The 13137-nt window shown below is 68.8% G+C and carries 13 protein-coding genes and 3 pseudogenes; 13 read left to right on the forward strand and 3 right to left on the reverse strand.

Annotation, left to right across the window (positions count from 1 at the left end; translation table 11 throughout):
- Positions 1–160: 160 nt before the first annotated feature.
- The 11 genes and pseudogenes from ACIP63_RS18990 to ACIP63_RS19040 all read left to right on the forward strand — a co-directional run.
- Positions 161–1087 (forward strand): DUF3048 domain-containing protein, encoded by a 927-nt coding sequence (locus ACIP63_RS18990; protein ID WP_401516995.1) that lies wholly within the window; start codon positions 161–163, stop codon positions 1085–1087.
- Positions 1088–1640: 553 nt separating this feature from the next.
- A pseudogene (locus tag ACIP63_RS18995) lies at positions 1641–2123 on the forward strand (transposase); the annotation flags it as partial.
- A 94-nt stretch (positions 2124–2217) separates the two neighbouring features.
- Positions 2218–2412 carry a hypothetical protein gene (locus tag ACIP63_RS19000; RefSeq protein WP_401516996.1) on the forward strand — a complete coding sequence of 65 codons (195 nt, stop codon included), beginning with the start codon at positions 2218–2220 and terminating at the stop codon, positions 2410–2412.
- Positions 2413–2455: 43 nt separating this feature from the next.
- Positions 2456–3295: pseudogene (locus ACIP63_RS19005) on the forward strand (IS5 family transposase).
- A gap of 186 nt (positions 3296–3481) precedes the next feature.
- Positions 3482–3943, forward strand: coding sequence for a GNAT family N-acetyltransferase (locus tag ACIP63_RS19010; protein ID WP_401516998.1), 462 nt, complete (start codon positions 3482–3484; stop codon positions 3941–3943).
- Between the two features lie 568 nt (positions 3944–4511).
- Entirely contained in the window at positions 4512–4748 is a 237-nt protein-coding gene (locus tag ACIP63_RS19015) for a recombinase family protein (RefSeq protein WP_401517000.1), read from the forward strand.
- Between the two features lie 282 nt (positions 4749–5030).
- Positions 5031–5285: a hypothetical protein gene (locus ACIP63_RS19020; RefSeq protein ID WP_401517002.1), complete on the forward strand. Its 255-nt coding sequence runs from the start codon at positions 5031–5033 to the stop codon at positions 5283–5285.
- A gap of 1095 nt (positions 5286–6380) precedes the next feature.
- A complete protein-coding gene (locus tag ACIP63_RS19025; protein ID WP_401517004.1) occupies positions 6381–8762 on the forward strand; it encodes a CHAT domain-containing protein in 2382 nt (793 codons plus the stop codon).
- A gap of 42 nt (positions 8763–8804) precedes the next feature.
- Positions 8805–9014, forward strand: coding sequence for a hypothetical protein (locus tag ACIP63_RS19030; protein ID WP_401517005.1), 210 nt, complete (start codon positions 8805–8807; stop codon positions 9012–9014).
- Positions 9004–9705: a DUF6338 family protein gene (locus tag ACIP63_RS19035; protein WP_401517006.1), complete on the forward strand. Its 702-nt coding sequence runs from the start codon at positions 9004–9006 to the stop codon at positions 9703–9705. Before ACIP63_RS19030 ends, ACIP63_RS19035 begins: the two co-directional genes overlap by 11 nt.
- Positions 9706–9875: 170 nt before the next feature.
- Positions 9876–9977 (forward strand): annotated as a pseudogene (locus tag ACIP63_RS19040) (recombinase family protein); the annotation flags it as partial.
- Positions 9978–10237: 260 nt separating this feature from the next.
- Here the strand turns inward: ACIP63_RS19040 and ACIP63_RS19045 are convergent.
- Entirely contained in the window at positions 10238–10432 is a 195-nt protein-coding gene (locus ACIP63_RS19045; protein WP_401517008.1) for a hypothetical protein, read from the reverse strand.
- Between the two features lie 28 nt (positions 10433–10460).
- On the opposite strand from ACIP63_RS19045, the gene ACIP63_RS19050 reads away from it, so the two are divergent.
- Positions 10461–10787 carry a DUF1524 domain-containing protein gene (locus tag ACIP63_RS19050; RefSeq protein WP_401517010.1) on the forward strand — a complete coding sequence of 109 codons (327 nt, stop codon included), beginning with the start codon at positions 10461–10463 and terminating at the stop codon, positions 10785–10787.
- Positions 10788–10902: 115 nt separating this feature from the next.
- Positions 10903–11370, forward strand: a complete 468-nt coding sequence (locus tag ACIP63_RS19055) for a hypothetical protein (protein WP_401517011.1) — start codon at positions 10903–10905, stop codon at positions 11368–11370.
- Positions 11371–11821: 451 nt separating this feature from the next.
- On the opposite strand, the gene ACIP63_RS19060 is transcribed toward ACIP63_RS19055, so the two are convergent.
- Together ACIP63_RS19060 and ACIP63_RS19065 are read right to left on the reverse strand one after the other, a co-directional pair.
- Entirely contained in the window at positions 11822–12292 is a 471-nt protein-coding gene (locus ACIP63_RS19060) for a hypothetical protein (protein ID WP_401517012.1), read from the reverse strand.
- 295 nt (positions 12293–12587) lie between these two features.
- Positions 12588–12785 carry a hypothetical protein gene (locus tag ACIP63_RS19065; RefSeq protein ID WP_401517014.1) on the reverse strand — a complete coding sequence of 66 codons (198 nt, stop codon included), beginning with the start codon at positions 12783–12785 and terminating at the stop codon, positions 12588–12590.
- Positions 12786–13137: the final 352 nt, after the last annotated feature.

Genomic DNA, 13137 nt, shown 5'->3' on the forward strand with positions numbered 1-13137 from the left:
GCGACCCGGGTCCAGGACTCTAGCCACCAGCAGCCCCCATCGCCGACATTCGAGCCTTTGAAGCACTTCGGCCGGTCTTCTGCGGGATGATTGAGGAGGGAGTCATCCCCTCAGCAGACATGAGCCGATGCCGAAGAATCGGCTCGAAAGGGCGGCAGCCATGCCTACCTCCAGAACGAAGAGATCGAATGCCGCAGCGCTCGCCGCACTCACGCTCGTCATCACTGCGGCCTGCGGCAGCTCGGGCGGAGGGAAGACGACATCCGCACCACGCGCCGAGGTTCTCGCCGTGAAGATCGACAACGTGGCCGCGGCCCGGCCGCCGACCGGGCTCGAGAAGGCCGACATCGTCTACGTGGAGCAGGTAGAGGCAGGCCTCAGCCGCATACTCGCCGCCTACTCCTCCGACCTGCCGTCCGTCATCGGCCCCGTACGCAGCGCTCGCGAAACGGATCTTGAGCTGCTCCGGCAGTTCGACGAGCCCACGCTCGCGTACTCGGGCGCCCAGTCCGCCCTCCGGCCGTCGATCGAAGCCGCCCCCATCGACGCGCAGCCGCCGTCCAAGGCACCGGACGCCTATTTCCGCAGCGGGGACCGCTCAGCACCGCACAATCTATATCTGCGCCCGGGAAAGATCCCGCACACCTCCACTGGGGTGAACGCGGCCGAGGACATCGGGCTCCGTTTCGCTGCGCCGCCCCCGGGCGGCACCCCGGTCAACGAGCGCACAGTGTCGTACCCGTCGGCACGATTCACCTTTACCTGGGCCGTGGACCGGGGCCAGTGGCTGGTGAGCATGGACAAAACCCCGGCCCGTACGGCCTCTGGGGACCAGCTCGGAGCCGCCACAGTGGTCCTGCAGAATGTGGACGTGCAGGCTTCACGCTTCCGGGACCGAGGCGGAAACACCTCACCGTTCAGCGCGACCGTGGGATCCGGTTCGGCGGTGGTCCTGCGTGACGGCAAGTCGTACGACGTGGCATGGGAACGGAACACCGCCGAGTCAGCGACCGGCTTCGCTACCAAGGACGGCGAGCCGATGACGTTCGCGACCGGCCAGGTCTGGATCGTGCTCGTACCGAATTGATGCGGGCGGCCACGAAGCTGAGCTGCCGGTAGTGGTCGAGGATGGCGAGCTCGCCATCAAGAACAAGACTGCTCGGCAGGCTGCGTGGAGTGGCGGTCAGGTCATCGCCTCGCGTACGTGCCCAAGCCCGCGCGGTCAACGGCCTGGAAAAGGCCCTGGCCGGCCTCGGCCTCCTCGCGACGCCCTCACTCTGGACCTGGGCAAACCATCAGGACCACTTCCACCGCATCTGGTCCACCGCCTTCCGCACCACCGACCTCGCGGACACGGGCAGCGACCAGGACGACGAGTACGAGACGACCTGGCGCGAACGAACACTCAACGCCGAGGACGCCTCAAGACCGCCCACGGCAAGATCTTCACCCAGCGCACCTCAGCGGCCGAATAGGCAACTTCGCAGCCCAGGGGAACGAAGAAGCCATTCGCCGAATCGCAGGCGAGAACACCACCCTCAAGCAGGGTTCCCGCCAGCTCACCGCTGACAACCGCACCCGCAACGAGCGCCTCGAGGCAGCCCGCTCCGACCGCCGCATCCAGCCGTCACGTTACGCCGCAGCCCCGCAAGCGGTTGGCCAAGGACAACGTGCTCATCGTGAACGGCACTCTTGTTCCCACACGCGACCACACCATCGCCGAGCAGTCCAAGAACTATCGATACTCCACCAACCACCAGGTCGTCATCGACGCCGATACCCGGCTCGTCGTGGTGGTCGGCCGTCCCTTGCCAGGCAACCGCAACCACTGCAAGGCATGGGAGGAGTCCGGCGCGAAGGCCGCCGTCGGCACGACCATGACCATCGCCGACGGCGGCTATCCGGGCACCGGGCTCGTGATGCCCCACCGCCGCCGCACAGGCGAAGAACTGCCTGACTGGAAACGTGCCCACAACAAGTCCCACAAACTGGTCCGCGCCCGAGCATGTCTTCTCCCGCAGAAGACCTGGAACATCCTCCGCGTCTGCCGCCTCAAAAGCGCCGGCGTCCACCACGCCATGCTCGGCATCGCCCGCCTCCACAACCTCAACCTCGCCGGATAGGCGGGCCGCCGGACTGGCCACCAACCACGTCCACACCTAGGCCGGTTCGTTTGGATCACTTCCGCTGGCCGAGGTTGTCGTTGATGATGTCCGTGTGACTAACCGCATCAGCGCTCTGATCTCGGCCTTCGGCGTCCTTGCCAGCGTGGTGCTGGTAGTTGCGGGCGTTCGTGAGTACCGCTCTGGGGCCTCGATCCTCTGGCTCGTGGCTGGAGCCGTGATCTTCCTCAGCGCTTCGTACACGCTCGTGCGGGACGTGCGGCGGCTCCGCACCGGGCCGAACGCCTGACAGGGGCGCCGTTCCGACCAGCACCGCCAGTCGTTGTCCGTGTGTGCCGTTGACTGACGCGCAGTGGGCGCGAATCGAGCCGTTACTCCCAGATCGGACACCGCGGCGGGGTGGCCGGTGGCGGGACCACCGAGAAGTGATCGACGCGATCGCCTGGAAGTTCCAGACGGGATCGCAGTGGATCCACCTCCCAGAGAAGTACGGCAACTGGCGAGGCGTCTACAACCGGCTGAGGATGTGGGCCGTCGACGGCACCTGGGAACGGGTGTTCACCGCGCTGGTCGCGCAGGCAGACGCCGACGACGACCTCAGCTGGTCTGTCTCGGTGGACTCCACCATCGTGCGCGCACACCAGCATGCGGCGGGGGCCCGCAAAAAAGGGCTCCAGCAGACGAACCGGCAGACCACGCCATCGGCCGGTCCCGGGGCGGACTGAGCACCAAGATCCACCTGGCTTCTGATGCTCACTGCCGGCCGCTGGCCTTCGTGCTCACCGCCGGACAGGCTGGTGACGCACCCGCCTTTGCTCACGTCATGGCCCGCCTTCGCGTTCCTCGACGGAGAGGAGGCCCCGCACAAGGCCGGACCTGGTCCTGGCCGATAAGGCGTACTCCTCCCGCGCGATCCGCGAACACCAGCGCAAGCGCGGTATCCGGGCGGTCATCCCCGTTCCGGCCGATCAGCGCGGCCACCGGCTGCGGCGCGGCAGCCGGGGCGGCAGGCCACCCGCATTCGCGAGGCATACAAGCAGCGCAACACCGTCGAACGCTGCATCAACCGCTTGAAACAGTGGCGAGGCATCGCCACTCGCTACGAGAAGACCGCGACCATCTACCTGGCTGGGCTCCACGTCGCGGGCATCTTCCTCTGGTCAGCGCGGTGATCCAAACGAAACTGCCTAGCCGTAGATCATTTCCGGGACAGCCCTTAGGCCTGTATCGAAAGTGGCTAGTTGTGACGCTGTGGCCTGTGTTTCTATGCCCGAGTGAAAACTGAGAGTTCCGAGGTGCCTGATGAGAGGCCGAGCCGCTGGGTCCGACAGAGGGCTGATGGCGATGTCGAGGAGTGCGTGAGGGTCCTCGCTGAGGTCCACGCGCGCGACGGCTACCCGGTGAACTGGCCGGATCAGCCCGGCGAGTGGCTGTCACGCGGTCCCTTGCTGGGCTCCTGGGTTGCCGAACTCGAAGGCGGCCTGGTTGGACATGTCAGTTTGTCGCCAGGCGGCGAAGGCAATCTGGCCCCGATCTTGTGGAGCGAGCGGAACGGGGCGACACGGGGTATGACCGCCGTTGTCAGCAGGCTGTTCGTTGCCCCACAGGCGAGGGGCCATCGAATCGGTGCAATGCTGATCGGCCAAGCAGTGGAGGAAGCGCGGCGTCGTGGCCTGCATCCGGTGCTCGACGTCGTCGCATCTGATACTGCGGCGGCAGCCTTGTATGAGCGGCTGGGCTGGGAGCTGATGGCCACAGCCGAGCAGCAGTGGAGTCCGCACCAGACGGTGGCCATCCGCTGTTACGCAGCGCCATCGTGACGTGGTCAGTCATAGCCACTCGTTGATGGCTGCGACGAGGACGATCGCCTCGTGGCGGACCGCGAATTTGTCGTACCGCGTGGCTGCAGCGCGGTGTCTTTTGAGGCGATTGCTGCCGCACTCGACCGCGTGCCGGGCCCTGTAGTCCTGCCGGTCGAGTTTCGGCGGACGGCCGCCGCGCGAGAACCGCATTTCTTGCGGTTGCGGGCCTGGTCGGCCTTGGCCGGGATGTTGCAGCGGAGCCCGCGCCGCCGCAGATAGGCGCGGTTCCCTGCGGGAGGCGGCCTTGTCGGCGCGCACCTGCCGGGGCCGGGTGCGCGGGCCCCCGTGTCAACACCGCTCGTGATCAATACACCTAGGCCCGCCTCCCGACCGGGTCCTGCATCAGCTGGCGGGGCGGGCGCCGGGGGGTGGGGCCGAAGGGGCGTCAGGAGACGTCGACGAAGGTGCTGGCGAGGGCCCGCTCCATCGGTGGGCGACCGTAGCGACGGGGACCTCGTCGGCCAGGAGTATCAGGGCGTGGTGGAACCTGATCTGGGTACGCCCCTGGGGTAGGCGGAGTCGGGGCTTGTGCTTCCACCCGTTCCAGCGGCCGAACTTCCGCGAGCTGCTCACGCACGCGCGGCCGGGCGACCACCTGCACATCTCCGCAATGTTCCGCCTCCTGCGCGGCACCGGGCATATCCTCGACGTGCTCGACGTCCTGCACCGCGACCGCCTCGCCCTGCGTATCCACGACGGCGCGTTCTCCGTGATGGACCTCTCCGCCGTTACCCGCGCACCGGCGAGCGGCTGTCCACGGTGAAGTTCATGGTGCAGACCTTCGCCGCCGGCGAACTCCAACGCGACCTCCAGCGCAAGCTGACCTACGACGGACTGCGCGTCGCCGAGGCTCAGGGCAGCAAAGGCGGCCGCGGAGACCGGCGACATCCGCACCGCGTAACTGGAGGGCCGCTCGGTCGCCGCCCTCGCCCGCGACCACGGCGGCAGCTGCGGGACGACCCGTACGGCCGTCGCCGACCTCCTGCCCGAGCATGCCGCCCTCGAGGAGGACTCCCCGGCGCCGGAGCTGCCGGTCACCCTCGACATGCCGGGCAAGGTCGCAGACTTCCTCCGCGCCGCCGGCCTGGACGACGCGAGCCGGCGGGCCGCGCTCGACCAAGGCGTGACCGTACGGCGCGGCCAGGGCTACACCCTGCGCGCCACCGCCGTCCCTGCCGTGCACCGCCAGTTCCTCGACCGTTGCCAGCCGCTCGGCGGCGACCATGGCACCCCTGCGGTCCCGGCCCGACGCAAGGCCCGCCGCGAATACGAGAACCGCGTCAGCACACTCACGCCCTGACCATGATCGTTCTCAGCGCCAACCGCACCCCGGAACGGCTCTCCTTGCCCGTGCCGGCCACCCTCTGCGACATCCTCGACTGACTGCACACCCACCGACCTGATCGCCACGTCGGCCCAGAACCTCCCGGCCCCTCGCGTCGCTGGCGAAGAGGCGCCGATCAACCTCGCTGCCCGTCGACCCACGCGGGTCCGGCTGAGTCCCGAGGGCTGAGCGATGACGCCGGAAGAGTACGAGCGGTGGCATGTCCGGAACTGCGCACGCTGCGGCCGTCGGGCGGCGAAGTCAGCGGAGTGGTCGGACGGTCCGATCTGCCGGACCTGCCACGACCGCGCAATGCGCGTCCGCGGCTCCTGCCCCAACTGCCGAGCCGACCGGCTACTACCCGGTCTGGACCCTTCTGGCAATCCGATCTGTCGTGACTGCGCGGGCATCAGCGGCTTCTTCTGTGATCGTTGCGGTCTCGAACGGCTCCTACTCGGCGAGCGTATGTGCGAACGCTGCCCCCTCGCCGACACTCTCGCCCGCCTTCGGATCGGCGCCATCGAGGTCGCTGACTGCCCCGTCCTGGGGATCAACCGGAACAGCGGCGAACACGCGATGAGACATCGCGGCGAACGTACCTTCGGACAGATCTATCCAGTGACTCTTCAGCCTGCCCCAGGGGCCAGACAACGATGCGCTGGACGGTCCCGCCCTACGCGCCCACCACCGACCACTCAGGGTGACCAAACTGGAAACCGCCGGAGGATACGCGACACCTCAACATGCGGGCCTACCAGTCCCGAGGCCGGTAGACAGTAGTGCGAGCCGGTTTCGTCTGATTTTCCGTTTTCGACGGTCGCCGTAGGCTCGTATCCCTATGCTGAGCGCCCAAGGCTGAGCAGTGGGGGGCAAATGGGCAAAGCCGGGCATGGCCAGGAGCCGAAGAGCGATGGCACACGACGTCAAGTCTCCTGGAAATTTCTTGCCGCGGTAGCGGCCTTCTCGTACCTCATATCGCGGGCTCTCAGGGGCGGCTCCTGGTATCCGCCCCTGGTTCTCCTCGTCCTGGGTGTCGTCGTACTCACCGTGCGGCACGTACGGGAGACAAGCATGGTCGGCATGGGCCGGCTCATGCGTGAGGCCACCGTCGTGGATCCGCTGATGAAGCGTCTGACGAGGGCGGACCAGCTGAGTCTGGCCGGAGAGGTCGCCGCGGCCGTCGAGCTGGTCGATTCCGTGGCTGCGGATCCGGCCACCCGGAGAATCCCGCTGCTGGCGGCGCACGTCGCCATGAAGCGCAGCGACTTCGCGGTGGGGCAGGGCGACCTGGCGACCGCCGAGTCGGAGGCGGTCGCTGCGGTGCGCCACCACGAGCAGGGCCGTAACCGCTCCGCCCATTCCGAGGCCCTGGAGAAGCTTGGCAAGATCCAGTTGCTCCAGGGCCGGAACGACGAGGCGTACGCCACCGTCACTCAGGCTGTGGCCGTCGGCGGGGGCCACATGTTCCGGATCAGCCGGGTCCGTGCGGAGCTGTACCTCGCCAACCTCGCCTTCGATCAGGATGACATCCCGCAGGCCGCCGAACACGCCATGACTGCCCGCACGCTGGCCGCCAAGTGGCACTGTTACCCGCAGCACGCCGGTGCGTGTGACATGCTCGCCGTCGTGGCGCTCGCTGAGAACCGCGTCGCGGACGCGGCCGCGTGGACCGCCGAGGCCGGTCGTGCGCTCTCCCACGACGGCAATGCATTGCCTCACCACGTACGTCACCTGATCGCCACCGCCCTCGTCTCCCACGGGCAGGGTGACGAGACGGGCGCCCTCGCCGCATACCTGGAGATGATGCGGGGCGTCGCCGAGCTGCGCACCAGCTGGGGTTGGCGCGATGCCCAGGCGTATTACGTCGACCTCTACAGCGAGCACGAGTTCACCGCGTACACCACGGCTCACGCCCTGTACCAGAGCGGCGACCAACAAGCCCTGGACGCCTTCGCGTCACTCCTCGACCTCGGCAGCCGGACCGCCCTGCGGCGCATGCTGCGCGGTGAGCTCGTCTCGCGTACACCGGACGACATCGAGCAGGACGGCATGGAGGAGATCGTCGGCCTGCTGACGACGCTGGCTGGAGCCGAGGCCACGAACAGCGGTCCGGAGGGTGCGCTGATCGCCGAGGTCCAGCCGGCCCCCGCCCGCCCCGAAGAAACGAGCGGCCAGGTGGCGCGGGCGTATGAGCGTTTGGAGACGCTGGTGTCACTGAGGTTCCGCTGGGCCATCGAAGCGGACGGCGACGCCCCGGTCGCCGATCCGCGTACGTACGCGGATCGCTGGAACAGCCATGTGCTGCACGCACGGCTCGTGTCCAACGGCCAGGAGACCTGTGTGGTGGGGCTGTGGACGACCCCCGACGGCACAAGGCACCCCTTCCTGCACCCGGTCCAAGGAGCCGCGGCGGCGCTGCTCGGCGACGTGGCCGGCATCGAGTCCCTGCGGAGCGGGCGGAAGCCGTTGACTCCACCCGAGCCGGACACCACCGGGGGGACAGAGGGTGTGCGCGCCGAGGCACCGGGCTGGCGAAGGACGCCACGCCGTCGCCATCTGGCCTCCCGAGACGCCTTGCCCTGGGCGACCTTGGCCCGTCTTCTGCTGCCGCCCGGTCTCCTGGAGCTCTTGGACGACGCTGACCCCAGCGGCACAGTGCCCAAGCTGCTGGTCGTCCCGGACTCAAGCCTGTGGCGGGTGCCGTGGACCGCTCTGAGCGTCGCGCCGGATGACCCGGAGGGGTACGTAGTGGACCGAGCGGTCCTCGCCATGTCGCCGAGCCTGTCCCTCATGGAGGGCCAGCAGCAGACTCCCCGGCCTGCCTCGGGCATGGAGGGCGGGCCGCCTGGGCGGGCATTCACGTTTCTCTCCGGTGTGAACGCTGAAGGGCTGGACCTTGAACGGGCCGCCTTGGACGCCGCGTACGGCGCCGGTGTCGTCCACGCCCGGACCCCCGGGCAGTTGCTGTCGCTGCTGGACCCCGACGGTGTGGAGTTCGTGGTCGGTGCCGCCTCCGTGCACGGCGACGACAGCCCGGGACTCGCGCACGCCCTGCACCTCGACCGGCACACCACGCTGTCCGCCGCCCGCATGCTTACCCTGCGATTCCCGCGCACGCTGCTCTTCAATGCCTGTCTCTCCGCCGAACTCGACGAACGCCGCGGCACCGATCCGCTCGGCATCCCGACGGTCGCGCTGTGCCGAGGCGCCGAGACGGTCATCGGGGGGATCTTCCCGCTGCCGGACGGGAAGGGCAACAACCCCCTGTACAGCCACCCGACGGCCCGCATCCTGGCCGCCCTCTACAAGCTCCTGGCCGAGGGCGTCGCGCCGGCCACGGCGCTGCGCACCGCCCAGCGCCAGTTCCGGGCAGAGGTCGGCCCGGTCCCGCCGCTGCTGTGGGCGGGACTTGTCAGTATCACGGCGTCGTTCGATGACCCACCCAACACCTGACCCACTCATATCTGGAACCTGCAGAGAAAGGACGCGTGCGTCATGACGACCCGAAACAGTGAGCCATCACCGGACCCTGAGAACAACGGGGGCGAGGGAGCGGACTGGGAGGACGAGTTCGGTTTCGAGGACCGCCAGTTCGTCGTCGAGGATCTCACCGACCGGCCCGAGCCGCTGCCTCCCGCCGTGACCGGCGCCCCTCCCGCCCCGGCGCCCGCTGCCGAGCCGCCGGGGGAGCCACGTGCCCAGTAGTGTCATCGCCGCGGTGCTGCTGCTGGCCGCGATGACTCCGGGTTACGCCTTCCACCGGGCCATGAATCGCTATCGCCCCAAGGACACCCGGTCCTCGACCACCGAAGTCGTCGAACTGTTCAGCGTGGGGGCGCTGGCGACCGCCGCCGGGCTGCTGCTGACCCTGCTCATCGGTGAACTGGCACCCTTCCTCGTCACGCTCCGTGAGGTGACGAAGGCACCGGCCCACTTCCGGGGCCACCCCTGGTCGTGGGTCGGTGCCGTGGTGCTGGCCATGGCACTGAGCATGGCGCTCAGCACGCTGGCCGGCGTGTACGCAGGCCGAAGGTCGCCGAGACGCACGGGGGCTGGGGTCCGGGAAGGGAGGGTGGCTGTACACGCCCTCACCGACCGCGCGGGAGCGGGCGGGCAGCGCAAGCCGTTCGTCTCCGTCGAGCTGTCCGACGGCAGATTGGTGGAGGGTTACGTGCGCTACGTGTCGACCGATCCGGACCCGGCCCGTCGGGACATCGTGCTCCAGTGGCCGATCGCGTGGACGGGCCCGGGCGACGTACCGCGCACCGAGTCACCGACCGTGTGTGTCTTCGTGCCGGGGGCGCTCGTCCGTGTGGTGCACATCATCTACCCGCCTGCCCAGGCGCCGGACGCCACACCGGTGCTCCCGTCGCAGGCGGCGTCGGCCGCTCCTTGAACCTGGTCCTCCAACAACTCGAGCACTTGGCCATCAAGTGGTCCCCATTGCATCCCCGCCGGGTCCTGGCAGAGATCTTCTCCGCCAGGACCCGGCGTCTGCGAGCGGCGCAGGCAGTGCGACAAACCGAGGCAGCACACCCTCGATGCCCCCGTGTTCTACGGGCGGGTGTGGTCGTGCACATCCTCGACGTGCTCGACGTCCTGCACGGCGACCCTCTCGCCCTGCGCATCCACGACGGCGCGTTCTCCGCGATGGACCAGGAGTCTCGGTCTCGCCCGCTTCGGGGCCTTGCTCGTAGTAAATGACGGTGTTGCCCCGCTGTTTGTCTGAGCGTGCGGCTCTGACGACACGCGCCGCGCGTACGACGTCACCCATAACACAGTTCTTCACGCTCTGTAATCATTCGATTACAAGGAGCGATGCGGGGCGAGAACATGTGCATGAAGATAGCCGCTCTCCGTACGACGCTCGCCGCGTGTCCGGCCGCCACATCACTGGCCGTCACCGCGCCGGCCGTCCACGCCGAGGACTACACGCTGCGCTCCGCCGTGGACGCGGTGCCGTGGCCGACGAGGACCGCACTGGTTACGACCGGGACCCGTTCAACCGCTGGATTGAAGCCGACGGTGACGGCTTCGACACCCGCCGCAAGATCCTCCTCGAGGAAGCCGTGAGGGCTCCCGAGGTCACCGGCCGGTGCCGCCTGACCGACGGCAACCGGCACCTGACACTCCTGGTACGACGACGTCGAGGTGACCGGGCCCAGGCGGCTGGACATCGACCACCTTGCGCCCCTGGCTGAGAGCTGGGACTCCGGGGCCCCGGCCTGGGACGACACCCGGCGCAAGCGCTACGCCAACGAGCTCGGCGATCCCCGCGCTCTCCTCACGGTCACCGACCGGTCGAACTGTCAGAAGTCCGACCAGGACGTCGCCGAGTGGTTCCCGAACCAGGACGTCGTCTGCCGGTACATCGCCGACTGGACCGCGGTGGATCGCCGCTGGGACCTCACCGCCGAGCTGAACGACCTGACGGCCGGCTGCCCCAACAAGCCGGTCCGTATCAGCCCCGCCGGCTGACCCCCGGCCCACAAGCCACCCACACTGGCCCGCACCCAGGGCCCCCACCACGCCGCGCACATCCGTGCCTGGCCGATCACGGGCCACCAGCCCAACAGGAAAGGCGAGAGCAGCCATGAGCGACATCACCCAGATCCGAGCCAAGATCGAAACAGCCGACGTGGACGGTGCCGGCACCAGCGCCTGGGTCTACCTCGGCCTCGCCGGACGGGAGTTCCTCCTGGACTCCGGCAGCGGCAGCGACTTCGTCCAGGGCGCGAAGACCTGCTTCGTCCTCGGCGAACAGAACACCCACAGCGACCCCGACAGCAGCTTCACCGACGTCACGGTCAACGACGCCGAGTGGAACGACCCCCGCAAGCCCCAGCTCGACACCGAGGACCTCGACTACCCCGCCTACATCCGCTTCGTGAAGAGCGGCGACAACCCGCCCTGGTGCATCGAGCGCGTACAGATCACCGTCCACACCAGCACCGGCGACAGGCACCACTTCGACAACCGCACCCTGGCCCACAGGAACGACGCCCGCCGGATCTGGCTCCACGACCTCTACGGCGAGAGGCTCTTCCTCCGCCAGGTCTGAACACACAGGCCGCCCGGCTGACGCCGGAGGTTACGCCAGCTCCCAGCGCGGAGCCCTCGCAGAACCAATCGTCTGCGAGGGCTCACGGCTGTGCAGACCCCACTCCAACGAACGACCGTCGATTCTCGCTGTGGGCGGGGAAGTTATCCGGTGCAGCAGCAGAATGCCGCCGACAACGGTGACAGAGGGACATCAGCTTCGGCGGCGTCCAGCTGAAGCCCTTCATAGCGCAGCGGGTGGCGCCACACGCCGTGGTCCTGTGACACGTCGGCGCCGATCTCCGCGACGAGGACGGGGCGACCACTACCGGCTCCAAGGGGGCAACTGGCCCAGGACGAGGTGAGCCTGACGTCGGCCCACGGTGGTCCGGGCCCGCTGCGGACGATTCGGGAACCAAGTTGGGCGTGATGTTGCTGGAACGCGAGAGCGGTGCTGGGGCTCCTGCGGGAGGCTACAGAGGAAGGATCGCCCAGAGCCGGCGCCCGTCGTCGGCGGTGTCGGTGCCGCACGCCACCGCGCCACGGGCGGTGAGCTCCGGAAGGACGGCATCGTCGGTGACGGCAAGGCCGGGCCGGTGAGACAGGGCGACGATGAGCGCTTGGCGGTCCTGGTCGGCAAGGTGGACGGAAACCCGGCGTCCGCCGTCGGCGACAACGGTGCGCACCAAGAGCTCGGTCAGGTCGGCGGCGGCCTGGTCGGCTTCCCGGTAGCCCCATTCATGGAGCCGGTCCAGGACGTGCCCGCTCGCCTTCCTCGCCGACCACGGGGCGGCCTCCAGCGACCAGTTGGCGCTGCGCCGATTGCGTACCTGCATCCGGGCCCTGGCCGTCCCCTGCAGGCTGGTCTCCGGGCGCGGCGGGGACATCGGACGCTTCGGCGGGGGCGGGGTCCTGGGCGGGTAATCCGGGGTGTGCTCGGCCATTTCCACCTGAACTCCCAGCGTCGGCGCAGACCTTTATCGTAGGGCCGATCCTTGCGCCGAGCGGGGATTTCGACGGAAGCGCGCTACTTGTCCGCCAGTCGGCGCGTCTTGGGCACCTACGCTTCCGCAGACTGAGGGTGCCGGCCACTTCGGCTCCGGGGGACGGGCGATCAGCGCCGCCAGGCAGGCAACCGCAGCCCGATCTCCCATCGCCAGCACCGCCATCGCCCGGGGAAGTCACACCCGTAACCTCATCAGCGGGCCGGCCGTACTGCCGGGTGAGAGAAGGCGACCGTCACGGCCGGGGCCCGGGCATGAACTGCGTCTCGCCGAACGGCGGAACATCGGCTTCGACGGCATCCAGGCGGAGCCGTTCGTAGCGCAGCGGGTGGCGCCACACGCCGTGGTCCTGTGACACGGCGGCGCTGATCTCCGCGACGAGAACGGGGGCGACGAGGACCGGCTCCAAGGGGGTGCGGCTGGTCCAGGACACGGTGAAGCGGACGCCGGTCCACGGGTGGTCAGGGCCCGGCCGCGGTGAGGTGGCCGGCGGTGTCCCAGGCGGGGCCGGGTTTCAGCCGGGTCGTCTTCCCCCACAGGCGTAGACGGCCGGTAATGCCGTAACGGCCCAGCGACAGGACCTGGGGGCGGTGCAGCGAACCCGTGACGCCGCCGATGAGCGCTTCCGGTGGGGTCCTTGCGCCGGGCCTTGGACCAGCCGCGCACGCCCGGCAGGTACCGGCCCGTCAGACGCTTGACCACGACACCTTCGACGCCGGGGACGGCGGCCCGCTGGTACAGCCACTCCCCCGCGACCGTGGGGGTCCGCGGCCGACGGGCACAGC

It is taken from the genome of Streptomyces sp. NPDC088746 (assembly GCF_044751065.1).
Taxonomy (GTDB): domain Bacteria; phylum Actinomycetota; class Actinomycetes; order Streptomycetales; family Streptomycetaceae; genus Streptomyces.